Annotated in this window: 20 protein-coding genes and 1 pseudogene; 11 read left to right on the top strand and 10 right to left on the bottom strand. The window is 71.7% G+C overall.

Translation table 11 applies throughout. From position 1 onward, the window contains the following. Window positions 1-1,161, top strand: a 1,161-nt coding sequence (locus tag P1P70_RS19035; RefSeq protein ID WP_319239130.1) for a TDT family transporter, incomplete at its 5' end; no start/stop codon positions are given. On the opposite strand, the gene P1P70_RS19030 is transcribed toward P1P70_RS19035, so the two are convergent. From P1P70_RS19030 to P1P70_RS19020, 3 genes are all read right to left on the bottom strand, one after another. Continuing rightward, window positions 1,088-1,846: a helical backbone metal receptor gene (locus P1P70_RS19030; protein WP_319239127.1), complete on the bottom strand. Its 759-nt coding sequence runs from the start codon at window positions 1,844-1,846 to the stop codon at window positions 1,088-1,090. The genes P1P70_RS19035 and P1P70_RS19030 overlap by 74 nt on opposite strands. Before the next feature lie 4 nt (window positions 1,847-1,850). Beyond that, window positions 1,851-2,432: an XRE family transcriptional regulator gene (locus P1P70_RS19025; protein ID WP_319239125.1), complete on the bottom strand. Its 582-nt coding sequence runs from the start codon at window positions 2,430-2,432 to the stop codon at window positions 1,851-1,853. A 328-nt stretch (window positions 2,433-2,760) separates the two neighbouring features. Further along, window positions 2,761-3,081, bottom strand: coding sequence for a hypothetical protein (locus P1P70_RS19020; protein WP_319239122.1), 321 nt, complete (start codon window positions 3,079-3,081; stop codon window positions 2,761-2,763). A 219-nt stretch (window positions 3,082-3,300) separates the two neighbouring features. Between P1P70_RS19020 and P1P70_RS19015 the strand changes: the two genes are divergently transcribed. From P1P70_RS19015 to P1P70_RS19000, 4 genes and pseudogenes are all read left to right on the top strand, one after another. Continuing rightward, window positions 3,301-4,245: a 5'-3' exonuclease gene (locus P1P70_RS19015; protein ID WP_319239135.1), complete on the top strand. Its 945-nt coding sequence runs from the start codon at window positions 3,301-3,303 to the stop codon at window positions 4,243-4,245. A gap of 172 nt (window positions 4,246-4,417) precedes the next feature. Further along, window positions 4,418-5,263 (top strand): siderophore-interacting protein, encoded by an 846-nt coding sequence (locus P1P70_RS19010; RefSeq protein ID WP_319239119.1) that lies wholly within the window; start codon window positions 4,418-4,420, stop codon window positions 5,261-5,263. Window positions 5,264-5,741: 478 nt separating this feature from the next. Further along, window positions 5,742-6,656: pseudogene (locus P1P70_RS19005) on the top strand (serine hydrolase domain-containing protein); the annotation flags it as partial. Between the two features lie 277 nt (window positions 6,657-6,933). Then, on the top strand, window positions 6,934-7,155 hold the full coding sequence (locus P1P70_RS19000; protein WP_319239132.1) for a DUF3471 domain-containing protein: 222 nt from the start codon (window positions 6,934-6,936) through the stop codon (window positions 7,153-7,155). On the opposite strand, the gene P1P70_RS18995 is transcribed toward P1P70_RS19000, so the two are convergent. Continuing rightward, window positions 7,142-7,966 carry an N-formylglutamate amidohydrolase gene (locus P1P70_RS18995; protein ID WP_319239117.1) on the bottom strand — a complete coding sequence of 275 codons (825 nt, stop codon included), beginning with the start codon at window positions 7,964-7,966 and terminating at the stop codon, window positions 7,142-7,144. The two genes, P1P70_RS19000 and P1P70_RS18995, sit on opposite strands and share 14 nt — an antisense overlap. Before the next feature lie 354 nt (window positions 7,967-8,320). Between P1P70_RS18995 and P1P70_RS18990 the strand changes: the two genes are divergently transcribed. From P1P70_RS18990 to P1P70_RS18980, 3 genes are all read left to right on the top strand, one after another. Continuing rightward, on the top strand, window positions 8,321-9,871 hold the full coding sequence (locus tag P1P70_RS18990) for an amino acid permease (RefSeq protein WP_319239114.1): 1,551 nt from the start codon (window positions 8,321-8,323) through the stop codon (window positions 9,869-9,871). A gap of 368 nt (window positions 9,872-10,239) precedes the next feature. After that, window positions 10,240-11,418 carry a hypothetical protein gene (locus P1P70_RS18985; protein WP_319239111.1) on the top strand — a complete coding sequence of 393 codons (1,179 nt, stop codon included), beginning with the start codon at window positions 10,240-10,242 and terminating at the stop codon, window positions 11,416-11,418. A gap of 46 nt (window positions 11,419-11,464) precedes the next feature. Further along, complete coding sequence (locus P1P70_RS18980; RefSeq protein WP_319239109.1) at window positions 11,465-12,412, top strand: RluA family pseudouridine synthase; 948 nt, start codon at window positions 11,465-11,467, stop codon at window positions 12,410-12,412. An 18-nt stretch (window positions 12,413-12,430) separates the two neighbouring features. Here the strand turns inward: P1P70_RS18980 and P1P70_RS18975 are convergent, their stop codons facing one another. The 6 genes from P1P70_RS18975 to P1P70_RS18950 form a co-directional block, all read right to left on the bottom strand. After that, entirely contained in the window at window positions 12,431-13,903 is a 1,473-nt protein-coding gene (locus P1P70_RS18975; protein ID WP_319239106.1) for a cytochrome P450, read from the bottom strand. Between the two features lie 94 nt (window positions 13,904-13,997). Further along, window positions 13,998-14,636, bottom strand: coding sequence for a GTP-binding protein (locus P1P70_RS18970; RefSeq protein WP_319239104.1), 639 nt, complete (start codon window positions 14,634-14,636; stop codon window positions 13,998-14,000). Next, window positions 14,617-15,084: a DUF742 domain-containing protein gene (locus tag P1P70_RS18965; protein WP_319239101.1), complete on the bottom strand. Its 468-nt coding sequence runs from the start codon at window positions 15,082-15,084 to the stop codon at window positions 14,617-14,619. Before P1P70_RS18965 ends, P1P70_RS18970 begins: the two co-directional genes overlap by 20 nt. Further along, window positions 15,081-15,488, bottom strand: a complete 408-nt coding sequence (locus tag P1P70_RS18960; protein WP_033531682.1) for a roadblock/LC7 domain-containing protein — start codon at window positions 15,486-15,488, stop codon at window positions 15,081-15,083. The genes P1P70_RS18965 and P1P70_RS18960 overlap by 4 nt, the downstream gene beginning before the upstream one ends. After that, complete coding sequence (locus P1P70_RS18955; protein WP_319239097.1) at window positions 15,485-17,143, bottom strand: ATP-binding protein; 1,659 nt, start codon at window positions 17,141-17,143, stop codon at window positions 15,485-15,487. Before P1P70_RS18955 ends, P1P70_RS18960 begins: the two co-directional genes overlap by 4 nt. A 342-nt stretch (window positions 17,144-17,485) precedes the next feature. Beyond that, a complete protein-coding gene (locus P1P70_RS18950; RefSeq protein WP_319239094.1) occupies window positions 17,486-18,121 on the bottom strand; it encodes a helix-turn-helix domain-containing protein in 636 nt (211 codons plus the stop codon). A gap of 191 nt (window positions 18,122-18,312) precedes the next feature. Between P1P70_RS18950 and P1P70_RS18945 the strand changes: the two genes are divergently transcribed. The 3 genes from P1P70_RS18945 to P1P70_RS18935 form a co-directional block, all read left to right on the top strand. Then, a complete protein-coding gene (locus P1P70_RS18945) occupies window positions 18,313-19,137 on the top strand; it encodes an urea amidolyase associated protein UAAP1 (RefSeq protein WP_319239091.1) in 825 nt (274 codons plus the stop codon). Continuing rightward, window positions 19,134-19,787: an urea amidolyase associated protein UAAP2 gene (locus tag P1P70_RS18940; protein WP_319239089.1), complete on the top strand. Its 654-nt coding sequence runs from the start codon at window positions 19,134-19,136 to the stop codon at window positions 19,785-19,787. The genes P1P70_RS18945 and P1P70_RS18940 overlap by 4 nt, the downstream gene beginning before the upstream one ends. Then, on the top strand, window positions 19,784-22,335 hold a 2,552-nt coding region (locus P1P70_RS18935), incomplete at its 3' end, for a 5-oxoprolinase/urea amidolyase family protein (RefSeq protein WP_319239086.1). The genes P1P70_RS18940 and P1P70_RS18935, both read left to right, overlap by 4 nt.

Below are 22,335 nucleotides of genomic sequence, written 5' to 3'. Positions count from 1 at the left end.
TCCCATTCCCGTCCCCGTTCCCGTCCGGGCCCGCGCCCTTCCCGCCCGCTCGCGTTCCCGTCCCTGCGCCACCTCGGCCCGAACTGGTACGCCCCGGTCATGGGCACCGCCATCGTGGCCTCCGCCGGTGCCGGGCTCCCCCTGGACCTCCCAGGTCTGCGGACGGCCTGCGCGGCGGTGTGGGCGCTCGCCCTCGTCGTCCTGGTCGCCGTCCTCGGCGCCCGCGCCCTGCACTGGACCCACCACCGCGACCAGGCCCGCGCCCACCTCCTGGACCCGGCCGTGGCCCCCTTCCACGGCTGCCTCTCCATGGCCCTGCTGGCCGTCGGCGGCGGTGCGCTGGTCGTCGGCTGCGACTGGATCGGCGTGCGGGCGGCCGTCGCCCTGGACGTCGTGCTCTTCTCCGCCGGGACGGTCGTGGGCCTCGCCGCCGCCGTGGTCGTGCCCTATCTGATGATCGTCCGGCATCGGATCGACGCGGACCGGATCACCCCCGCCCTGCTGCTCCCCCTCGTGGCCCCGATGGTCTCCGCCGCGCTCGGTCCGCTGCTCGTGCCGCACCTGCCGCCCGGGCAGGCCCGCCAGACGCTGTTGTTCGGCTGTCTCGCGCTGTTCGGGCTGAGTCTGCTGGCCACCCTGCTCGTGCTGCCGCCGGTGTGCGGCCGACTCGTCACGGCCGGGCCGTTGCCGCTCGCGCTGACCCCGAGCCTGTTCCTGGTCCTGGGCCCGCTCGGCCAGTCGACCACCGCCCTCGGCAACCTCGCCGACGCGGCCCCCGGCGCCGTACCGGCCCCGTACGCGCACGCCTTCACCCCGTTCGCCGTCCTCTACGGTGTCCCGGTCCTGGGCTTCGCTCTGCTCTGGCTCGCGCTCGCCGCCGCCCTGGTCGTGCGCGCCCGGCGGCGGGGCATGCGGTTCTCGATGGCCTGGTGGGCGTTCACCTTCCCGGTCGGCACCTGTGCGACCGGCGCGACGGTACTGGCCCGGCACACGGGCCTCGTCGCCCTCGACGTCCTCGCCGTCGCGCTGTACGCGCTGCTGCTGACGGCCTGGGCCACGGCCACCGTGTGCACGGTGCGCGGGCTGGTCAGTGGCGGGCTGCTCGCAGCGCCGCGTCCAGCACCCGTGGAGCCTCGGCCAGCGACGGCCCGTACCAGGTGAGGTGCCGACCGCTGAGCAGCGCGCACGGCAGCCCGCCGAACGCCTCGGGGCCGTCGTCGGCGGTGAAGCGGTACGGCTCGTCGGGCAGGACCACGACATCGGGCGCGGCGGCCCGCAACTCCTCCACGGGGACCCGGGGGGAGCGCTCCGCGTGCCCGGCGTACAGGTGGTCGACGCCGAGCCGGGCGAGCACATCACCGGCGAAGGTGTCGCGGCCGAGGACCATCCACGGCCGGCGCCAGACGGGGACGACGGCGGTCGTCCTGCGGCCCGGTGTCAGCGGACCGTCCGTGGCGGCGCCCGGCGGCCGGGACCACGCCGACTCCGCCTCGTCCAGCCAGCGCGGCCGGGACCGGGCCCCGCAGGCGCGCAGCACCCGTTCCAGTTCGGCGAAGGCGCCCGGCACGTCCCGTACCTCGGTGAGGAGGACCTCGACGCCCGCCTCGCGCAGGGCGGTCAGGTCCGCCTCGCGGTTCTCCTCCTCGTTGGCGATCACGAGATCGGGGGCGAGGCGGACGATGTCGTCGGTCCTGGGGTTCTTGGTGCCGCCCATGCGCGCCACGTCAAGATCACCCGGGTGGTCGCACCAGTCGGTCGCGCCGACCAGCACGCCGGGCAGCGAGACGGCGACGGCCTCCGTCAGCGACAGGACGAGGGAGACGACCCGGGGCACGGAACCCACCATGACCTCACGCGCCCTTGCGGTGACGGTCCTCCAGGGCCTCGATGTGGTCCGCGACGGCGACCACGACCACCCGGGTCTCGGGCTCGGTGGCCCGCCAACGGTGCCGTACGCCACCGGACATGTACAGCGTGTCACCGCGCCCGAGGCGGTGGGCACGGCCCTCGGCCTCGACCTCGACGGCGCCGTCGACGACGTACATCAGCTCGTCGTTGCGGTGCTGGACCTCGCGGCCCTCGTCGTGGTCACCGGTGAACTCCATGGCGTGCAGCTGGTGGTGACCGCGTACCAGGGAGCGCGAGCTGGAGTCGGGGGGCGTGAAGCCGTCCTCGTCGGCGGCGCGCACCACGTCGACGCTGCACGCCGGGTCGGCCGCGGCGAGGAGTTCGACGGCGGTGGTGCCGAGGGCGTCCGCGATGCGTTCGAGGGAGGGCCTGCTGGGGCGGGCGCGTTCGTTCTCGACCTGGCTGAGGAAGGGGACCGACAGGCCGCTGCGCTCGGCCACGGCGGCGAGGGTGAGCTGCTGTGCCCGGCGCCGCCGCCGGACGGCCGCGCCCACCCGAAGGGGCTGTTCTTTGTGGTCGCCCATCGCTCCGGCTCCCTCCTTCGCTCGTCGGTCGGCTCGCGGGCGCCCACCGGGCGGACTCGCGAACGCTCACTGGTCCCGGTTACGGATGCCCACCCGCCCGGCACTCATCGGGCGCGCTTCTCCTGATGAGTTCTCTGCACCCTACGCATGTTCGGCAAACCGTTTCACGCGCCCGTCACATCCCCGTCCGCCGGCAGGGGGTCCATGCTCACGGTTCCCGCCAGCCGGGCCGCCCTCCCGCCTCGCCTCTGACGGCCTCCTCGGGCGACAGGGCGGAGGCAACGGCCGCCCCGGCGAACGCAGGGAGCGACGAGGCCCACACACCCCGTCACCGGATCTCCCGTGCGTGTCCGCCGCCCACGGCATCCGCCCCGCGCAGCCACGACACCGTTCCGGGCGGACGGTGGGGCCACTCCTCGGCCACGAAGTCATGGACCGCGGAACGGAGTTGAGGACCCGGGAGCGGGCCGCCCCACCGGCCGACGGTCTGTGCGGCCGGGCGGATGCGGGCCGCCCCAGGGTTGTCCGGATCTTTACTCGCACGCCAGTACGCGCCGCCCCTTCTCCGTTCGGGGAGCCACGTCCGGTCGAGGTAGATCGCGAGGACGACGACCGCGACACCGCCCTCGGAGCCGAGTCCGACGTCCACGGAGCTGATGCCGTCGCCGTCGTCACACCGCGCAGCCGAGTCTGCCGCCGCCGACCATGCCCGGGATCAGATAGACCATCGCCGCCATCGTCTGCATGAAGTCGAGCACGGGTGCATGAAGTCGAGCACAGGTGCATGACGTCGAGCACGGGACGGATCGCGCCGCCCGTGCGCCGGGGTGTGGAGAGCGCGCGCTGCTGCGTCGGCGGCCGGGTGTCCGTGGCTTACGGCATGATGCGGGGCGTGACCCGACGCCTGATGCTTCTCGACACCGCCTCGCTGTACTTCCGTGCCTACTTCGGGGTGCCGGAATCCGTGAAGGCCCCGGACGGCACCCCGGTGAACGCCGTGCGCGGGCTGCTCGAATTCATCGACCGGCTGGTCAGGGACCACCGGCCGACGGACCTGGTGGCGTGCATGGACGCGGACTGGCGGCCGCAGTGGCGGGTCGACCTGATCCCCTCCTACAAGGCGCACCGCGTCGCCGAGGAGCACGAGGCCGGACCGGACGAGGAGGAGGTGCCGGACACCCTCTCGCCGCAGGTGCCGGTCATCGAGGCGGTGCTGGACGCGCTCGGCATCGCGCGTGTGGGCGTCGCCGGGTACGAGGCGGACGACGTGATCGGCACCTTCACGGCCCGGGCGAAGGACCCGGTCGACATCGTCACCGGCGACCGCGACCTGTACCAGCTGGTCGACGACGAGCGCGAGGTGCGGGTGCTGTATCCGCTGAAGGGCGTGGGCACGCTGCAGCTCACCGACGAGGCGTGGCTGCGCGAGAAGTACGGGGTGGTCGGGCGCGGGTACGCGGATCTGGCCCTGTTGCGCGGCGACCCGAGCGACGGTCTGCCCGGTGTGCCCGGCATCGGCGAGAAGACGGCGGCGAAGCTGCTCGACCAGTTCGGCGACCTGGCCGGGATCATGGCCGCCGTCGACGACCCGGCGGCGAAACTGACCCCGTCGCAGCGCAAGAGGCTCGACGAGGCGCGGGCCTATGTCGCGGTCGCGCCCAAGGTGGTCCTGGTGGCAGCCGACGTACCCTTGCCGGACGTCGACACGGCACTGCCGCGCGAACCGCGGGATCCGGCGGCGTTGGAGGCGCTCGCGGCGCGCTGGGGGCTCGGCGGATCGCTGCAGAGGCTGCAGGCGACGCTCGGGACGTGAGAGGTACAGCCAGCGGGGGGCGTACGCCGGGGAGCGGGGTGACACTTCGGTAGTGAGGGGTCTGAGGCGCGACTCACATCGAGCAGTCCTCGTACACGCTCCGAGCATGGGGTGTCAACAAGGGGGAGATGATAACTTAGGTAAGCCTTAGCTAGGTATTTGGGAGGCCGTCATGGCAGAGCGTCCGGTACGCAGGACCCCGAAGCCCCACTCCGCGCGAGTCGTCCGCACCGAGCGGCTCACTCCGCACATGCAGCGCGTCGTACTCGGTGGCGACGGCCTCGCCGAGTTCTCCCCGCGCGGCAGCACCGATCATTACGTGAAACTCCTTTTCGGGCCCGAGGGTGTGACCTACCCGGAGCCCTTCGACATCGAGCGGATCCGCGCGGAGTTCCCCCGGGACCAGTGGCCCGTGACCCGGACGTACACCGTGCGCGCCTGGGACCCCGAACTGCGCGAGCTGACCATCGACTTCGTGCTCCACGGTGACGAGGGCATCGCCGGTCCCTGGGCCACGCGCGTCCAGCCGGGCGAGCTGATCCGTTTCCTGGGCCCCGGCGGCGCGTACGCGCCCAACCCGGAGGCCGACTGGCACCTCCTCGTCGGTGACGAGTCCGCCCTGCCGGCGATCGGCGCCTCTCTGGAGGCCCTTCCCGACGGCGCCCGCGCGCACGCGATCGTCGAGGTCGCCGGCGCCGAGGAGGAACAGAAGATCAACTCCGATGTCGAGGTGGTCTGGCTGCACCGCGGCGACCGGCCCGTGGGCGCGGCGCTCGTCGAGGCCGTACGCGCGCTGGAGTTCCCCGAGGGCCGGCTGCACGCCTTCGTCCACGGCGAGGCCGGCTTCGTCAAGGAACTGCGCCGACTGCTCCGCGTCGAACTCGCCGTCCCCCGCGAGGACTTGTCCGTCTCCGGCTACTGGCGCCTCGGCCACGACGAGGACGGCTGGCAGGCCGCGAAGAAGGACTGGAACGCCCGCGTGGAGGCCGAACAGGAGAGCACCGCGACGACGGCGTGATCCAGCGGCCCTGACACCACCGGGACTCGGACGGACCGGGGCCGCTATGGGCCTGGCGCGGCGTTGCCCTGACCGGACGGGAGCAGCACGCGGCTTCATCAGGACAAAGCGCGGCTCACCCGTTGGATGAACACATGGCTGTTCGGCACTCGAGGGCACGCCGTGGAGGCGGGGCCGGAGGAGCGACCAGGACCTGGGCCGGAACCGGAACCAGGGCCTGAACAGCGACCGGGGCTCGCGACGGCGGCAGGACCCGTCGCGGCAGCAAGCCCTCGGTGGGGCGCGAGTCGTCGGCCGGGCGCACGGCCCGGGTCGCGACCGCTCTGGCCTCGCTCCTGGTCCTCGGCGGTGTCCCGTACGGCATCGGCACCGCCTCGGCCGCTCCCCCGCCCAGCCGCCGCCCCAGCTCACACAGGAGGACGTCGACCGGGCCGTCGACCGGGCCGTGGAGGCCGTCGACGGCATCGTCGAGCGCGGCATGGACCGGACCGGGGTGCCGGGCGTCGCGGTGGCCGTCGTCCACAAGGACCGGGTCGTCCACCTGGAGGGCTACGGCAAGCGGCACGTCGGCCAGGACGCACCGGTCGACCCGGACACCGTGTTCCAGCTGGCGTCCCTGTCGAAGCCACTGGCCTCGACCGTGGTCGCCGGGGCCGTCGGCGACAAGACCGTCGACTGGGACGACCCGGTGACCGAACACCTCCCCGGTTTCGCCCTCAAGGACCCGTGGGTGACCGACCACGTCACCGTGGCCGACCTCTTCTCCCACCGCAGCGGTCTGCCCGACCACGCCGGCGACCTCCTGGAGGACCTCGGCTACGACAGCGACTACATCCTCGACCGCCTCCGGCCGGAGCCCCTGACGCCGTTCCGCGCGAGCTACGCGTACACCAACTTCGGTCTCACGGCGGCGGGCCGGGCCGTCGCCGACGCCGCCGGGACGACCGGGGAGAAGCTCTCCGAGGACCTCTACGAGCCGGCCGGCATGGACGCCACCAGCTCCCGCTTCAGCGACTACCAGGGTACGGACAACAAGGCGTTCACCCACGTCCAGGAAGAAGGAGCGGACGGCGGGGACCCCGCCGACCGGGAGGCGCGGTTCGTCCGGGACGCCGATGCCCAGTCCCCGGCGGGCGGCGCCAGTTCCTCGGCCCGCGACCTCTCGCGCCGGCTGCGGCTCCAGCTCGCCGACGGCGAACTCGACGGCGACCGGGTCATCGCGGCCGACCCCCTCGAACGCACCCACCTCCCCGAGATCGTCTCGCAGCCGCCCCCCGCACCGGCGGGCCGCGCCGGCTTCTACGGTCTCGGCTGGAACGTCTCCTACGACGATCTCGGCCGCCTCCGGCCGAGCCGCACCGGCGCCTTCGCCCTCGGCGCGCACAGCAACGTCACGATGCTCCCCGGCGAGCAGCTCGGCATCGTCGTCCTCACCAACGGCTCACCGGTCGGCCTCGCGGACGCCGTCGCCCTGAACCTCTTCGACACCGCCCAGCACGGCAAGCCGACCGAGGACCGGCTGGAACTGGCGGCCGGCGCCTACGAGCACGAGGAGAACGAACTCCGCTCGCCCACGGACTACTCCGAGCCCCCCAACGACGCCTCCGACGCCCCCGCCGACTCCACCTACACCGGCACCTACGGCCAACCCGTACTACGGGCCCCTCACGGTGACCGCGACGGGCGACGACCTGACGCTGCGCCTCGGCCCACGGCCCATGACGTTCCGTCTATCCCACTACGACGGCGACACCTTCTTCTACGAGACGGTGAGCGAGAACGCGACCGGCCCCTCCGGCGTGACCTTCGAGGGCGACGAGAACGGCCGGACGACCTCGGTGACGATCGAGGCACTCGATGCGAACGGACTGGGGACGTTCAGACGTCCGTGAGCCTGTCCACCAGGCGTGCCAGCGCCTCCGCGAGCGACTCCACCCCCGGCCCCGCCGCCCCGCCCGGCTCGGCCATGTAGACGTCCCGGCGGATCTCGATCATCAGGGCGGTCACCCTGGGGTCGTGCCCGTAGTACTTCAGCGGGACGTACGCGCCGCCGAACGGGCTGTCGACGCCGGTACCGCCGAACCCGGCGAACGCCTCCTCGGCGGCGGCCACCAGCCGGGCCGGTGTGTGGAAGGGGTCGGTGCCCAGGCAGACAGGCGGCCGGGGGCCGTCGCCGTGCAGCTCGTAGGGCAGGCGCTCGCTCGGATACGAGTGGACGTCGACGACCACCACCCGCCCCACCGCTGCCAGCCGGTCGGTGACGGCGTCGGTCATGGCGGCGGCGTAAGGACGGAAGTAGCGGTCGACGAGCGACCGCCCGCTGCCGTCGAGGGGCAGTCCGTCGTGGCCGGCCGGACGGAGCACCTCCTGGTGCGTGGTCCTGGTGTAGACCGCCCCCATGCCCACGGCCAGCATCTCCTCCCGCTCGTCCGGGAATCGCTCGGGATCGACCACGAGCCGGGACAGCCGGTTCACGAACCGCCACGGGCGCACCGCCGTCCGCCCGGCGGCCGACTCGGCCATACGGTCCGTGTACGCGTCGGTGATGTGGTCCAACTCCCGCTCCAGCGCGGCGTCGTCGAGCACGATCCCGCTCCGCACGGCTGCGGGGATCACCCGGGAACCGTGCGGCACGTGCAGCAACACGGGCGACTCGGGCGCGCCCGGGAGGAGCAGGTGGCCGGGCGGCGAAGCGTCGTTCATCCGGGGGTTCCTCACGGCGGTCGTCGGGGGGCCGGCCTCCGACCGTATCCCGGCGCGATCGGGCGCACTCCGGCGTCTTCGGGGCCGTGGCATTTCGGCCTGTTCGCGCGTGGGCCGTCGGCCCTTTCGAGAATGTCTCGGTCGCGCCTTGTCCCAACTCCCCGCCCCTGCCATGGTCGTGAGGATTTGGGCTCGCCCCGGACACGTTCGCGTGACGCACCCGACACAGGCCTCCCCTAATTTCTGTCGCCCGACAGGAATGCGCGCCCCTCGTGCGCGAGAGCTCGTGCGCGAGAGCCCGCGCCACTCGCGCGCGAAGGCTCGCGCCGCTTGTTGCGAAAGCAGGTTGCCGCCATGACGAGCACCGCCCCCGAACTCCGTCCGGAGCCGCCCCACTCCCCCGACGACCGCTCCCTGACCGAGTTCGGCTACCGCCAGGAGCTGCACCGCAGTCTCAGCAGATACGCCTCGTTCGCCGCCGGCTTCTCCTTCATCTCGGTGCTCACGACCGTCTTCCAGTTCTTCGCCTTCGGCTACGCGTTCGGCGGCCCGGTCTTCTTCTGGACCTGGCCGGCGGTGCTCATCGGTCAACTGCTGGTGGCCGCCTGCTTCGCGGAACTCGCGGCGCGCTACCCGATATCGGGCTCGATCTATCAGTGGTCCTCGCGCCTGTCCAACCGGACCTTCGGCTGGTTCGCCGGCTGGATCATGGTGATCGGACAGATCGTCGTGGTCGCGGCGGCCGCGCTCGCGCTGCAGATGGTGCTGCCGGCGATCTGGTCGGGCTTCCAACTCGTGGGCGGCGACCCGACGCCCACCTCACCGACGGGCGCGGCGAACGCGGCCGTCCTGGGCGTGCTCCTGCTGATCCTCACGACGTTCGTGAACGTCCTGGACAACCGGGTGCTGTCCATCGTCAACCGGGTGGGCGTGACCGCCGAGATCATCGGCGCGATCCTGATCATCGTCCTGCTGCTCACCCACTCCGAGCGCGCCCCCGGCATCACCTTCCACATGGCCGAGGGCAGCACCGATCTGCTGGGCGCCCTGCTGGTGGGCTCGTTCATGGCGGCGTACGTGATGATCGGCTTCGACAGCGCGGGCGAGATGAGCGAGGAGACCCGCCATCCGCGCCGCACCGCACCCCGCACGATCCTCACGGCCCTCGGCGCGGCCGGTCTGCTCGGCGGCCTGCTCGTCCTCGGCGGTCTGCTCGCCGCGCCGAGTCTGACCGACGGCAGGCTCGGCGTGGACGGCCTGAGTTATGTGCTGACCAGCAGCCTCGGCGACGGTGTGGGCCGCTTCCTGCTCGCCGACGTGGTGGTGGCGATCACCGTGGCCACGCTCGCGATCCAGACGTCGGCCTGCCGCATGCTCTTCTCGATGGCCCGCGACGGCCGGCTCCCCTTCGCCGGGCGGCTCGCCAAGGTCAACCCGCGCACCGGCATGCCCACGGCCCCCGCCCTCGTCGTCGGCGCCCTCGCGGCCGCCCTGCTGCTCCTCAACTTCGCCTCGCCGGAGGCGTTCCTGGCCATCGGCACGACCTGCATCGTGATGCTGTACCTGGCGTACGCGATGGTCACCGGCCCGCTCCTGGTACGGCGCCTGCAGGGCACGTTCCCCTCCGCCGGCACCGACGAGACCGGCAAACCCCTCTTCTCCCTGGGCCGTTGGGGCATCCCCGTCAACGCCCTCGCCCTCTTCTACGGCCTCTTCATGACTATCAACCTGGCCTGGCCCCGAGCGGAGGTCTACGACCCGGCCGGCGGCCACTGGTGGTTCCAGTGGTTCACGGTCCTGTTCCTCCTGGCCACGCTGGCCGCAGGCACCACCTACCACCTCCTCCGCGACCACCGCGCGCGCTCCGGCGCCAACGGCGCTCCGGTCCCGCCGAGTCAACCCTGACAATCGAACAAGGGCGATCGAACCAGAGGACATCTCCAGCCAACCTGGGTATCATTCATGACAAATTTTCAACCGAATGCGCCCCTTATGTGCCGCAGTACGCTTGCCGTACGCCCCTTCACGGCGGCCGGTTGTCACCCGCACGCTGGGATTACAGCCAGAAGTGGGGACTTCTAGCGGAGGCTCGGGCTATGGCATCAGGTGGCGTTGAGGTCTCGATGGTTACCCCGGACATGCTTGCTTGGAAGGGCTCTGTGCAAGAGGCCCTTGAGCAACTGTCAGGCACGAGGGGGATTCAGGAACTGCTGCACCGGTCGCACGCCCTGTGGTGCGGACCGGATTGCGATCGCGGTACGACATGCACGTTCTTGCACTACCCGCGGCACCACCCGGCGGAGGTGGTCCGTCCCGCGGCCACGCGGTCCCGCTACAACAAACACACCGCCCACCTGTACGCCGTCATGGGCGGGGACGGCTACGCGGGCCCGGTCCCGCAGTGCCACGAGGTGAATGTGTGGCCGCTCCTGGAAAAAGTGACGGAACGGTGGGACGCGGTACAGGCACGAGGCGGCAGGACTCCCGAGCACTACACCGACTGGACGAAGAAGCAGGACACCAAGGCCGCCGACACGGTCTCCCGCGCGTGCCGGGACACCATCCAGTGGATGGCCTGCTGGTGCGGCGAGCGATTCGACGCGGACCCCCTCGGGCTGCACTACATAGCCTTCGCCACCGTCATAGACGACATCTGCATCCCTCCGCTCGATCTGGTCGAGGGCCGCTTTCGCATGTACGGCCGGTCCGTACCCGACCTGATGCGCGCGATGGACGGTGCCGGCTGGGGACGCGACGCCGTCCACGCGCTGCTGTCGCTGGTCCGGCAGGCCATCGTCCAGTACGCGGAGAAGATGGACTTCCGGCCGGGGGACGAACACGTCGGGCTGCAGGACGCCCTGAACGACTCCCCGAACATGTGGGACGGGGTCATGTTCCGGGGCAACACGGGCAACGCCTACGGCACCGCCATCATGGTGGCCCGGAACAGCGCCACGGGACCGTTGTCCTTCTCCTGGCTCATGGACAGCGCGATCTGCGACTGCCTCTCGATGGATCTGTGCAAGTCCGCGCTCGGCATCTACGCGACGGACGACCACCAGCCGACATCGAGCAAACACCGGGCGGAGGAACGGAAGGCCAGCTACCGGTCGATCTATCTCGACCTCATCGACGACCTGGTCTTCGCCGGCGCACCCGAGCCGTTGGTCCACTTCGGGCGGAGCGGCTTCCTCTTCGTACAGATCCAGGACCGGTACCAGGAACGACGGCAGGGAAGGCGTTTCCCGCTGGCTCCGCCGATGGTCCGCGAGCTCGAACGGCTCTTCGGCAAGGTGCCGACGGACGCTTGGCTCGACGAGGCGTTCACCGCGGCGAATCGCATCCGGCTCGCCGGGAGTCACAGTCACCCGCGCACGCAGGACGTGGAGCCGCCTCACCGCCTCCACCCCGGCGGGCCACAGGAGACGCAGGTCACAAGGCTGCCGGCCTGAACTGCCGCGCCGATCGCCGCCACGGCCGCTCGTATCCTTGACGGTGATGAGACGCCGCACTCCCGCCCCTCCCCCGCCCCTGCCGCAGCGCGACGGGGTGGATCCGGTGCGGGTGCGTCTGCCGCACGGGGACGCGTGGGCGACGGTCCGGGACCATCTGGTGGCCCGGCTCTCGGCCGATGCCGGCGTGATCGACGCAATGCTCGACGGGGGGCTGATCGTGGACGCCGCCGGGCGGCCGGTGCCCCGGGACATGGCGTACGTGCCGGGGATGTCCGTGTGGTTCCACCGCGAGCTGCCCGACGAGGAGCGGGTGCCGTTCGAGATCGGTGTGCTGTACCGGGACGACCATGTGGTGGTGGCCGACAAGCCGCATTTCCTGGCCACCACCCCGCGCGGCAGCCATGTCGCCGAGACGGCCCTCGCCCGGCTGCGCAGACAGCTGGGCATCCCGACGCTCGGCGCGGCGCACCGGCTGGACCGGCTCACCGCCGGCGTGGTGCTCTTCACCGTGCGACCCGAGGAACGGGGCGCGTACCAGTCGCTGTTCCGGGACAAGCGGGTGCGCAAGGAGTACGAGGCGGTGGCCCCCTACGACCCCGCCCTTTCCCTGACCCTGCCCCGCACCGTACGCAGCCGGATCGTCAAGGAGCGGGGGGTCATGGCGGCCTACCAGGTCGAGGGTGAACCCAACGCCGTCAGCCGGGTCGAGTTGCTGGAGCACCGGAACGGACGTGCCCGGTACCGGCTGGTGCCGAGTACCGGGCAGACGCATCAACTACGGGTGCACATGAGCGCGCTGGGGGTACCGATCCTCGGTGACCCCCTCTATCCGGAAGTCACGGCCCGGGTACCGGCCGGTGACTTCCGGCGGCCGCTCCAACTGCTGTCGCGGAGCCTGGAGTTCACCGACCCGGTCACGGGGCACGAGCACCGGTTCGTCAGTCCGCGGGTGCTGCGAGCCTGGTCCTCGTACGAGGACTGGGCCGCGTAACCCCCGATGCCACCCTGCTCAGTTGCCGCCGAGCCAACGCAGGATGCGCCGGAGCACGCCGGGCCGGCGTACCGGTTCGGCCTGGTGGGTGGGTTCGGCGGCCGGCGCCACCGGCTCCGGGGTCGCTCGCCGGGGTCGCTCGCCGCCGCCCTGCCGCTGGTGCGGGGTCCGCGCGGTCGCCGGATTGATGGCGGGCCGCTGCGTCACGTCCTGCTGCGGCTTGGGCGCGAAGGTCACCGGTAGTTCCACCAGATGCCGGTTGGAGATGGACTCCCGCCAGCGCAACTCGTCCGCCGGGCAGGCGAGCTGGATGTCCGGAACGCGGGTGAGCAGCGCGTCGACCCCGACGTCGGCGATGGCGCGGCCGATGTCCTGGCCCGGGCACTCGTGCGGGCCCCCGCTGAAAGCGAGGTGCGAGCGGTTGCCCTGCATGTTGGCCTTGAGGTCGGGCCGGACGCGAGGGTCGACGTTGCCCGGCGCGATACCGAGGAGGAGTCCATCGCCCTTGCGGATGCGCTGACCTCCCAGTTCGGTCTCCTGCTTGGCGAAGTAGGCGAAGACGGTGCTGAACGGCGGTTCGTCCCACAGGGACTGTTCCACCGCCTCGGGCACGGTCATCTGACCGCCCTTCAGCTGGGCCCGGAAGCCGGGGTCGGTGAGCACCAGCCGCAGCACGTTGGCGAGCAGGTTCGCGGTGGCCTCGTAGGCGGCGAGGAGCACCACGCGCAGGTGTTCCCTGACCTCGTCGTCGGTGAGCCCGGCCGGGTGGGTGATGAGGTGGCTGGTGAAGTCCTCCTGGGGTTGGGCGCGGCGGCGGGCGGTGAGCCGGTCGAGGGCGTCCACGACGTAGGCGTGGCTGACCAGGGCGGTCTCGCTGCCCTTCAGGCAGTCACGGGCGGCGTGGACCATCCGCTCGTCGTACTCCTCGGGCATGCCGAGGATCTCGCACATCACGGCCATCGGCAGGTGTTCGGCGAACTCGCCGACCAGATCGGCTGTGCCCTCCTCGCAGAACTTGTTGACGAGATGCTGGGTCGCGCGGTTGATGTAGCGGCGGATGCCCCGGTGGTCGATGGTCGACATGGCGCCGGTGACCGCGCCGCGCAGCCTCAGGTGCTCGTCGCCCTCGGCGTGGGCGCAGATGGGCTGCCAGGCGAAGTGGGGCATGAGCGGGTGATCGGGCTTGACGGCGCCTTCCCGCATGGGTGACCACAGCCGGGTGTCCTTGCAGAACTGCGACGGCGTACTCACCATGTGCAGGTTCTCGCCATGCCCCAGTACCACCCAGACGGGTACGTCGTCGTGGAGCAGGGCGGGGGCCACCGAGCCGTGTTCCGCGCGGAGCTTTTCGTACACGGCTCCCAGGTCCTCCGCCTCGGGGCCGTACAGGCGACGGAGCCCGCCGGCGCCTGCGCCGTGGGCGGGGCAACCGGGGGGCGGCCCGAGCGTGGGGTCGTCCGTGCCGGTCAGGGAGTTTGATTCAGGCGTCACGGTGATCGCTCCGAACTGAGGTGGATCCGGTGTCTGAAGGTGATGGGGATTGCGGGGATGACGACGGGAACCGGGTGGCGCGCGGGCGCGCCGGTCAGGCCGTGGCCGCTCCCGGTGCCGCCGCCCCCGACATCGCCAGGGAGTGCAGGAAGGTCATGAGGGTCATCAGGACGTCCCGGCTGGACGCCCGGCGGCGTGCGTCGCAGCGGATGATCGGGATCTCCTCGGCCAGGTCGAGGGCCTGGCGCAGTTCCTCGACGGCGTAGCGGGGCCCGTCCGGGAAGTCGTTGACGGCCACGACGAAGGGCACACCGCGCTCCTCCAGGCGGCCCATGACGTCGAAGCTGACCTCCAGCCGACGGGTGTCGACCAGGACGACCGCACCGAGGGCGCCCTCGAACAGGCCGTTCCACAGGAACCAGAAGCGCTCCTGTCCAGGGGTGCCGAACAGGTAGAGCACCAGCTCGTCCGTGATGCTGATGCGGCCGAAGTCCATGGCCACGGTGGTGGCCGTCTTGGACTTGGAGCCGAAGTTGTCGTCGACCCCGATGCCGGCCTGGGTCATGGTCTCCTCGGTCGTCAGCGGCCTGATCTCGCTGACGGACCCCACCATGGTCGTCTTGCCGACACCGAAACCGCCCACGATCACGATCTTCGCCGCGGCCTGTGCGGTGTGCGGCAGGTGGTCCTCGGTCCGTGGACCCGTGATGGTGTCAGAGCTTTTGAAGTCCATGCATCACCGCTTCGAGGAGGGAACGGTCTGCCCGCGCCTGCCGGACGACCGGTGCGCGCGCCTGAACCAGTTCGGCCGTCAGCAGCTCGGTGAGCAGGACGGTCACCACGCTGATCGGCAGGTTGAGATAGGCCGAGATCTCGGCCACGGACAGGGGGGCCTGGCAGATCCGGAGCAACGCCGACTGCTCCGGAGCGGCGGCCGGCGGCGGATCGGCGCGCGCCACGATTAACGTGACGAGGTCGATCGGGGCTCGCTCGCCCTCCGCGCCGGTGAGGATGTAGAGCCGCTCGGGCGGGCGACCGCCCGATTCGCCGGTGGAGCCCTCGCCCTCGGACGGCGAGGACGGCGTGGACTGCGAGGCCTGCGAGGACGGCAGGGGCAGCGGAGGCGGCGGAGGCGAGGACTCGTGCTTGGGTTGGCGCCGCCGGCGTTGCGGAGGCGTCATACGGTCTGCCCGTTCCGCCGCGGCGGACTGGTGAGGTGGGAGCCGATCCTGTCGACGAGGTCGCGCATGCGGTTGCTCATCAGGCCGGGTTCGGCGACCTCGTTGGCGAGCACCGCGAGATAGGCGTTGGCTCCGGCGGCCATCATGTAGAAGTAGCCGCCGTTGATCTCGATGATGACCATCCGCATGTGGCCGTCGCTCTGCGGGATCTCGCCGGCCACGGCGCCGGCCAGGCTCTGCAGTCCCGCGCAGGCGGCGGCGACCCGGTCGGCGGCGTCCGGGTCGCCGCCGTGGCGGGCGATCCGCAGACCGTCGGCGGAGAGCACGACGATCTGCTGGATCCCGGGTACGCCGTCGGCCAGATCCTTCAGCAGCCAGTCGAAATTGGCTCGTTGCTGGATCACTTGAGGTCCCCCTCGTCGTCGGCCTCGGTGTGGGCCGGCTCGGTGTTCGCGGTGAGAGCGTCGGTGCTCGCGGTGAGCGCGGTGGACGCCGTCGAGTCGTCCGGGTTCCGTCGGGCGTTCGGGTCGGGGTCGCCCTTGAGCCCGGCCATGAACGCCTCGACCCACATGCCGGGCGGCGGCAGCTCCTTCTCCGGCTCGGGCTCCGGCTGCCACACGGGGGCGGCGGCCATGGCGGCCTCTGCAGCGGCCTCGGCGGCCGCGGCCTCGGCGTAGCGCTGGCTGAGCGGGATCTTGCTGCGGCTGCGGCGCTGCGGCAGGCCGTTGGCGGTCCACTCGGTGACGACGGGAACGTCGTCCTCCATGTCCCGGCTCATCTCCTCCGCGGAGCTCGGGATCCGCGGTCCGGTGGTCGGGCGGCGGCGCTTGGGCTTGCGGTCGGGGCCTGCGACGCCGCCGTTGTCGATGGTCGTCACCGCGCCGGCGCCGATGCCGTGCGCGAGGCCGGGGGCGGGTTCGTCGGTCAGCAGGTCGCGGGGCACGATGATCACGGCGCGGACGCCGCCGTAGGCGGAGGGCCGCAGCGAGACGTGCATCTTGTACATGGTCGACAGGCGGCCCACGACGGCGAGGCCGAGACGCGGGGTGTCGCCCATCTCCTGGATGTCCACGCCCTGCTGGGCCTTGGCGAGCATGTCCTCGACCTTGGCCCGGCTCTCCTCGCTGAGGCTGATGCCGCCGTCCTCGATCTCGATGGCGATGCCGGTCTGCACCTCCACGGCGGTGACATGCACCTTGGTGTGGGGCGGCGAGTAGCGGGTGGCGTTGTCGAGGAGTTCGGCGCAGGCGTGGATGACCGGTTCGACACCGACGCCGTTGACGTTGACCTTGGCGATCGATTCGAGCTCGATGCGGCGGTACTCCAGGATGCGGGACATGGCGCCGCGCAGCACGCTGTAGAGCGGCACGGGCCGGGACCACACACGGCCGGGGCGGCTGCCGCCGAGGACCGCGATGGAGTCGGCGAGACGCCCGATCAGGGCGGTGCCGTGGTCGATGCGCAGCAGGTCGTCGAAGACCTCGGGGTTGCGCCCGTGGTCCTCCTCCATCTCGCGGAGTTCGTTGTTCTGCTGGTGCACGATCGCCTGGACGCGGCGGGCGATGTTGACGAACGACCGCTGCGAGGAGTCGCGCAGCGCTTCCTCGCGATCGACGATGGTGAGGAGGGTGCGCAGCAAGTCTCGTTGGGATTCCGGAAGTTCGCGCCACTCGACGTCACCGTCGACGACGTGACGAATCACCTCTGAGGGGGATTCTCCGGTGCGCAGCCGGTACAGCGCGGCGGGCAGGATCTCCTTGCCCAGCCGGGTGAATTCCTCGTCGTGGGCGGCGATCCGCTGTTCGAGGAAGGCGGTCCTGCGCTGCTGTTCGGCGCGGAGTTCTCGGACCGTACGACGGCCGCCGCGGACCGCGACGACGGCGACCGTGAGCAGCAGGAGCGTCGCGACGGCTCCGCACAAGCCGACGGCGAGCCGGGCCGGCCCCGTCACCAGGGAGACGGTGGTCCCGGTCGCCGCGGCCATCAGTATCGCCGGTAGCGGCAGCACGCGCGCGTAGGGAAGTTCACGGCCACCGGGAGGCGATTGAACACTCACCATGTATGCCCTCTAAAGACGGTTCGGCTGATGGTCGGGGGACTGGCGGGGAGTTGCTGGAGGTTGCTCGGGTTCATCCGCGAATCAAACTGGATCTTCGGTATTTTTTGGAACAAGCGCCCGAATACATCTCAACTCGGTGCGCTGCGGGCGAGCTTAGTCCGACCGGATCATCGCTGTGTCATATTCAGCAACCGACTGAAATCACCCTCGCGACAGGAGTACGCTCTGGTCATTTACACGCCGGGTCGCCATTCGCACACACCGAGTAGCGGGGATCAGGCGTACGAAAAGAGCCTCTTGACAGGGTGAACCGGGCGCCGGGAACGCGGCCGGGGAGCGCCCTCAGACCCCGGCGATCCGCAGCGCCGCGTCCGCCGTCGCCTCGGCGAAGAAGGAAACGGGACGGTCGGGCTCCGAGCGGTGGACGAGGATGACACCCTCGATCAGTCCGAAGACGAGATCCGTCCGCAGCTCCAGCTCGCTCTTGGCGAGCGCCCCGCCCACGGCCGTCGCGGCGATCAACTGCCGGTAGGCGTCCTTGAGTTCGGCCCGTACGGCGTGGAAGCCCGCGAAGCGTTCGGCGCGCACCTCCGGCAGGAGGTAGAGACCGCCGAGGTTGTGCGGGCCGTCGCAGAGCAGGGCGACGTCGGCGCGGCACAGCTCCCACAGCCGCTCCTCGGCGGGGACGGCGTCCCGGGCGAGGAGGTCACGGGCGCAGGTCAGCGACGGCGTGACCGTGGACTCCAGCAGCTCGGCGAGCAGCTCCTCCTTGCCGGAGACGTAGTGGTACATGGACGCCTGCCGCATGCCGGCGCGCTCGGCGACGGCCCGGGTGGTGGTGGCCGCGTACCCACGCGTCGTGAACAACTCGGCGGCTGCGGCGAGCAGTTCGTCCCGGGGCGACAGCCCGCTCTCCGTCCGGCCCTCGGCACGTGGTCTGCCGACCCGCCGCCCACCGCCGCCGCCCGCGCTTCCCATGCGTTCGATCCTCGCACACGGCACTCGGCTTCCGGTGGACCTCGCTCGCCCTGTTCCCCCGCCCCGGGCCAGGCACGATCATCGTGAGAGGGCGGTAACCCCCCGGCAACGCGAGGGACATGGCACCGACGCGCCCCGCTCCTAGTTTCTGTCGCACGACAGAAATACACGCCGCACCCGGAGGTCCCACGATGGCGACATCGACGACGTACGGAGCACGTGATCACGCCCGCGCACAGGAGGGCGCCCGGACCGAGTCCATGCCCGTGGTGCCCGCGAGCGACTGGCCCGCCCCGCCCTGCGAGCCCGCGCGGCTGGTCTGGGCCGAGACGGTGGCGGGCGGCAACTACACGCACCGGGTGCTCGCCCGCGGCACCGAGGTCCGGCTGACCGACCTGCGCGGCGACGCGTGCGCCCATCTGCTGCTGCACCACGCCGACCGCCCCTGGGAACGGCTGAACGTGGCCGACACCGTCAAGGTCCAGTGGAACGCCTACCTGGGCGAGGGCGTCCTGCTCCTGTCCGACCAGGGCCGTGTCCTGGCCTCGGTGGTCGCCGACACCTCGGGCCGCCATGACGCCCTGTGCGGCACCTCCACCCTGGTGCGCAACACCGAGCGGTACGGGGACGGCAGCCCGCACTCCGCCTCCCCCGCCGGGCGTGAACTGTTCAAGCTGGCCGCCGCCAAGAACGGCCTGGAACCCCGGGACCTCCCGCCCTCCCTCTCCTTCTTCCAGGGCGTACGGGTACGCGAGGACGGCACCCTCGACTTCACCGGCTCCGCCGGTCCCGGCGCCGCCGTGACCCTGCGCACCGAGCAGGACGTGACCGTGCTGATCGCCAATGTGCCGCACCCGGCCGACCCGCGCCCCGGGTACGTCAGCACCCCGCTGGAGGTGCTCGCCTGGCGGGCCCGGCCGACCGAGCCCGGCGACCCCCTGTGGGACGCCTCGCCCGAGGGCCGCCGGGCCTTCCTGAACACCGCCGAGTCCCTCACCGCGAGGGGGATCGCATGAGCACGAGGACCGTGGTCCCGGCCCGCGCCGCCTGGTCGTCCGTGATCCGCGCCGGCGAGACCCTCACCCTCACCGACCTGCACGGCAACCAAGCCGTCGACTTCCTCGTGTACGACGCCCACGACACGGCCGTCCGCTACAGCGCGCCCGACACGATCCACGCGCAGGGCGGCATCTTCCTCACCACCGGCAGCGTGCTGATGTCCAACGAGCACACCCCGCTGATGACCGTGACCGCCGACGGCGTGGGCCGGCACGACACGGTCGGCGGCGCCTGCTCCAAGGAGTCGAACACCCTGCGGTACGGGCACCACACCTGGTCGCAGCACGCCTGCGTGGACAACTTCCTCGCGGAGGGCGCCCGGCACGGCCTCGGCAAACGCGACCTGGTGTCGAACATCAACTGGTACATGAACGTCCCGGTCGAGAAGGACGGCACCCTCGGCATCGTCGACGGGATCTCCGCCCCCGGTCTCTCCCTCACCCTGCGCGCCGAACGCGACGTGCTCGTCCTGGTCTCCAACTGCCCCCAGATCAACAACCCCTGCAACGGATTCGACCCGACGGCCGTGGAAGTGACGATCACCGCGGGAGCGACGACAGGGTCAGCACCCGTCGACGGCATGACGACCCCCGGAGCCGGCACATGACCTTCGACACCCTCCTGGTCGCCAACCGGGGCGAGATCGCCGTCCGGATCATCCGCACCGCCCGCGAACTGGGCCTGCGCACGGTCGCGGTGTACTCCGACGCCGACCGCGCCGCCGCCCACGTGCGGCTCGCCGACGAGGCGGTACGGCTCGGCCCGGCGCCCGCGAAGGAGTCGTACCTCGACGCGGACCTGGTCCTGAAGGCCGCCAAGGACACCGGCGCGGGCGCCCTGCACCCCGGGTACGGGTTCCTCTCCGAGGACGCGGACTTCGCCCGCCGCTGCGAGGAGGCGGACCTCGTGTTCGTCGGCCCCACCCCCGACCAACTGGAGCTGTTCGGCGCCAAACACACCGCGCGGGCGGCGGCCGAGGCCGCGGGTGTGCCCCTCCTGCCCGGCACCGACCTGCTCGCCTCGCTCGACGAGGCCCTCGGCCACGCCTCGGCCATCGGCTACCCGGTGATGCTCAAGGCCACCGGCGGTGGCGGCGGTATCGGTATGTCGGCATGTCGATCCGCCGACGAACTCACCGCGGCCTGGGACCGGGTGCGACGCGTCGCCGCCGCCTCCTTCGCCACCGCGTCCTCGTCCGGTGTCTACCTCGAACGCCTCGTCGAGCGGGCCCGCCATGTCGAGGTGCAGGTCTTCGGCGACGGCGACGGCCTCGTCGTCACCTTCGGCGACCGCGACTGCACCCTCCAGCGCCGCCACCAGAAGGTCGTCGAGGAGGCCCCTGCCCCCGCCCTGCCCGACCACGTCCGCGCAGGGCTGGCAGCCGCCGCCCGCGACCTGTGCGCGAGCGTCGAGTACCGCTCCGCCGGAACGGTCGAGTTCGTGTACGACGCCGCGCGCGAGGAGGCGTACTTCCTGGAGGTCAACACCCGCCTCCAGGTGGAGCATCCGGTCACCGAGGAGATCTACGGCGTCGACCTCGTCGCCTGGATGCTGCGCCTGGCCCGCGGCGACACCGCCGTCGTCCGGGCCCCGGGACAGCCGCGCGGCCACGCCGTCGAGGCCCGGCTCTACGCCGAGGACCCCAGCCGTGATCACCGGCCGAGCGCGGGCCTGTTGACCCGCGTCGAGTTCCCGCCGGGCGTCCGCGTCGACGGCTGGGCGGAGACGGGCACCGAGGTCACCACGTCGTACGACCCGCTGCTGGCGAAGCTCGTCGCGTACGGCTCCGACCGCGCCCACGCCCTGCGCCGACTCGACGAGGCGCTGGCCAGGACCCGGATCGACGGCATCGGGACGAACCTGGGCCAGCTCCGGGCGGCCCTCACCGACCGGGACTTCCGACGGGCCGGCCACTCCACGGCCACCCTCGCCGCCGTCACCGACCCGACCCCCCGTGTCGAGGTCGTCTCCGGCGGCACCCTCACCACCGTGCAGGACTGGCCCGGCCGCACCGGACACTGGCAGGTCGGCGTCCCGCCCAGCGGTCCCATGGACGACCTGTCCTTCCGCCTCGGCAACCGGGCGCTGGGCAACCCCGAGGGCGCCCCCGGCCTCGAATGCACCCTGCAGGGGCCCACGCTGCGCTTCAGCCACGCCACCACCGTCTGCGTGACGGGTGCCCCCGCCCCGGTGACCGTGGACGGCTCGCCGATCGCGCCGTGGGAGCCGGTGACGGTACCCGCCGGAGCCGTCCTGACCGTCGGCACCCCCACCGACCACGGACTGCGCACCTACGTCCTCTTCGCGGGCGGCGGCCTGGACGTCCCCCCGTTCCTGGGCAGCGCGGCCACGTTCACCCTGGGCCGCTTCGGCGGCCACGGCGGCCGGGCCCTGCGCGCGGGCGACGTCCTGCACGGCGGCGGGGTCACGGAACGCACGGCCCCGGTCCCACCGGACGCCCGCCCCGCTTTCCCCACCTCCTGGCAGGTGGCCGTCCTCGAAGGCCCGCACGCCGCACCGGAGTTCTTCACCGAGGAGGACATCCACGAGTTCTACGCGGCCGACTGGAAGGTCCACTTCAACTCGGCACGCACCGGCGTACGCCTGATCGGCCCCAAGCCCCGCTGGGCCCGCGCCGACGGCGGCGAGGCCGGCCTGCACCCCTCCAACATCCACGACACCCCCTACTCGGTAGGCGCCGTCGACTACACCGGGGACATGCCGGTGCTCCTGGGCCCCGACGGCCCCTCCCTCGGCGGCTTCGTCTGCCCCGCCACCGTCATCTCCACCGAACGCTGGAAACTGGGCCAGCTCCGCCCCGGAGACACCGTCCGCTTCCGCCCGGTCGCCGACGACGCCTCGCCCCGCCCCGCGATCGTCGACGGCGGCGTCCTGGCCCGCGACGGAGACGTGACGTACCGCCGCAGCGGCGACGACAACCTCCTGGTCGAGTTCGGGCCCATGCGGCTCGACCTGGCCCTGCGGATGCGCGTCCACGCCCTGATGGAGGCGGTCGCCGAGGCGGGCCTCGACGGCGTCACCGACCTCACCCCGGGCATCCGCTCCCTGCAGATCCAGGTGGCCCCGGCCCTCCTCCCCCAGCCCGAACTCCTCACAGCGGTACGCCGGATCGTGGCATCCCTCCCCCCGACGGA

The sequence above is a fragment of the Streptomyces sp. MB09-02B genome (assembly GCF_033794485.1).
GTDB lineage: Bacteria > Actinomycetota > Actinomycetes > Streptomycetales > Streptomycetaceae > Streptomyces.
This window is presented reverse-complemented; position numbering and strand designations above follow the sequence as displayed.

Bases quoted from the DNA above. Each gene is read 5' to 3' on its own strand.
- P1P70_RS18980 (WP_319239109.1), top strand. From the start codon at position 11,465: ATGAGACGCCGCACTCCCGCCCCTCCCCCGCCCCTGCCGCAGCGCGAC.
- P1P70_RS18940 (WP_319239089.1), top strand. From the start codon at position 19,134: ATGAGCACGAGGACCGTGGTCCCGGCCCGCGCCGCCTGGTCGTCCGTG.
- P1P70_RS19010 (WP_319239119.1), top strand. From the start codon at position 4,418: ATGGCAGAGCGTCCGGTACGCAGGACCCCGAAGCCCCACTCCGCGCGA.
- P1P70_RS18990 (WP_319239114.1), top strand. From the start codon at position 8,321: ATGACGAGCACCGCCCCCGAACTCCGTCCGGAGCCGCCCCACTCCCCC.
- P1P70_RS18965 (WP_319239101.1), bottom strand. From the start codon at position 15,084: ATGACGCCTCCGCAACGCCGGCGGCGCCAACCCAAGCACGAGTCCTCG.
- P1P70_RS19030 (WP_319239127.1), bottom strand. From the start codon at position 1,846: ATGGTGGGTTCCGTGCCCCGGGTCGTCTCCCTCGTCCTGTCGCTGACG.
- P1P70_RS18950 (WP_319239094.1), bottom strand. From the start codon at position 18,121: ATGGGAAGCGCGGGCGGCGGCGGTGGGCGGCGGGTCGGCAGACCACGT.
- P1P70_RS18995 (WP_319239117.1), bottom strand. From the start codon at position 7,966: ATGAACGACGCTTCGCCGCCCGGCCACCTGCTCCTCCCGGGCGCGCCC.
- P1P70_RS18955 (WP_319239097.1), bottom strand. From the start codon at position 17,143: ATGGTGAGTGTTCAATCGCCTCCCGGTGGCCGTGAACTTCCCTACGCG.
- P1P70_RS19025 (WP_319239125.1), bottom strand. From the start codon at position 2,432: ATGGGCGACCACAAAGAACAGCCCCTTCGGGTGGGCGCGGCCGTCCGG.
- P1P70_RS18945 (WP_319239091.1), top strand. From the start codon at position 18,313: ATGGCGACATCGACGACGTACGGAGCACGTGATCACGCCCGCGCACAG.
- P1P70_RS18970 (WP_319239104.1), bottom strand. From the start codon at position 14,636: ATGGACTTCAAAAGCTCTGACACCATCACGGGTCCACGGACCGAGGAC.